This is a genomic window from Segeticoccus rhizosphaerae, assembly GCF_009192725.1.
In the GTDB taxonomy this organism is placed as follows: Bacteria; Actinomycetota; Actinomycetes; order Actinomycetales; family Dermatophilaceae; genus Segeticoccus; species Segeticoccus rhizosphaerae.
In genome coordinates this window covers 1-1,764 of record NZ_VOHR01000514.1, presented here as the reverse complement: position 1 = coordinate 1,764, position 1,764 = coordinate 1, and the positions used below count along the sequence as shown (strand labels likewise).

Here is a 1,764-nt window from a genome sequence, read left to right as displayed (position 1 = left end):
ACCGTCCGCCCGTGCCGGTGGGCCGGCCGGACCCCCGCCCCGGCGGGAGCGGGACGACGTTGGAGTCGGACATCAGGTGCGCCCTCCCTGCTCGAGCGCGCGGGACAACACCGCGCCGGCCGCGTGCGAGATCCCCTCGAGCGCGGAGCCGGCTGCCGCCAGCGGGGACCGCCCAGAGCCCGCGACGAAGTCGAGGAAGGCCGAACGCGTGGTGTGCTCCGGCTCGAGTCCCAGGACCTCGCGCATCCGGGTGGTGTCGAGCCCGCGGCCGAACGACAGGAACTGCACCTGGTCAGACGAGAAGTCCGCGCGGCCGGCACGCTTGGTCAGCTGCCCGACCGGACCACCGACCACGGTGGGCACCGGCACCGTGGGGCGACCCGCCATACGCGCCGCCTGCCGCAACGACAGCGCGCCGTCACCCGCGACGTTGACGATGCCGGCGTCCGGGCCGAGCGTCGCCAGCAGCAGCCCCTGCAACGCGTCGTCCTCGTGGACGAGCTGGAAGCGGGCGTCGTAGCCGAGCGGGGTGGGGATGACCGGCATCGAGAAGTAGTCGGTCAGGGCGGTGCGGATCTTCGGCCCGATGATGTTGGCGAACCGCAGCATGGTGATCTCGACGTCGGGACGGCGTCGGGACAGGCCCCTCACATACCCCTCGACCTCGACCGAGTCCTTGCCGAAACCCGCTCGTGGCAACACCTTCGGGCCCATGTCCTCGGTGAACATCGCCGGATCGCGGGGCGACGAGCCGTAGACCGCGGCAGACGACTTCACGACGAGCCGGCGCAGGCTCGAGGCCTTCTGGCACGCCGCGAGCAGCTGCATCGTGCCGATGACGTTGATCTCCTTCTGCGACGTGCGGCCGCCGGCGGAGAGAGGCGTGGCGATGACGTTCATGTGCACGACCGTGTCGACCTCGGACTGGCCGATGATCTTGCCGATCACGGGGTTGCGGATGTCGGCCCGCACGAACTCCGCGCCACCGATGTCGTGCGGGGGCGGCACCACGTCGACCCCGATGACCCGGTCGACCTCGGCCTGAACCGTCAGCAGCTGCGCGAAGCGGCCACCGAGATAGCGGGACACACCGGTCACGAGGATGCAGCGTTCGCGTCCCGCCACTTCCTCACCTGCTTCCGTCGGCGTGTGCTCCTGCGTGGTCCTGCGTGCCGTGCGATCGGTATGCCGTGTGCAGGCCGATCCGGCCGGCCCGCCAATCGTAGCGAGCCGCCCCGGAACACGAAGGTCCTCGTCCCGCGCGGGACGAGGACCTGGTGTGGGGCCTCCGAGCCTGGCTCAGGACACCGCGGATGCTACTTCTTGTTGCGACGCTGGTGGCGCGTCTTGCGCAGCAGCTTGCGGTGCTTCTTCTTGGCCATGCGCTTGCGGCGCTTCTTGATGACGGAGCCCATGAGTTCCTTGCCTGTCGTTGGTGGTGCGGTGTCGAGGATGCGTGCCGACGCGAGTGGTCGTGCACGAGGCACCACGCCGAACATTCCGCGTCAGCGTACCGTCCGGACCGTGCTCACCCAAACCGCGGGTGGCCGGGACCCGGTGCTACTCCCGGAGGAGGCACACGGCATACGCCCCCGGAGGGTCGCCGCTCACGCGCCCGCACGGCTACCGTCGCACCATGCCAGGTCACCGTCGCGCGCTCCCGGCCGCACCGGTCTGGGCGCTCGCCGTGCTGGCGGGCTTCCTCCAGGTGGGCGGCTCGACCGGCGCCGCGCGCTTCCACGGCGGGTCCATCGACCCCTGGGG

General features: G+C 70.9%; 2 protein-coding genes. Both read right to left on the bottom strand.

All coding sequences use genetic code 11. The features are described from left to right. Nucleotides 1–72: 72 nt before the first annotated feature. Nucleotides 73–1,125: an NAD-dependent epimerase/dehydratase family protein gene (locus FRW57_RS21245; RefSeq protein ID WP_238384654.1), complete on the bottom strand. Its 1,053-nt coding sequence runs from the start codon at nucleotides 1,123–1,125 to the stop codon at nucleotides 73–75. A gap of 191 nt (nucleotides 1,126–1,316) precedes the next feature. Then, nucleotides 1,317–1,415 carry a 30S ribosomal protein bS22 gene (locus tag FRW57_RS21240; protein ID WP_003792170.1) on the bottom strand — a complete coding sequence of 33 codons (99 nt, stop codon included), beginning with the start codon at nucleotides 1,413–1,415 and terminating at the stop codon, nucleotides 1,317–1,319. Nucleotides 1,416–1,764: the final 349 nt, after the last annotated feature.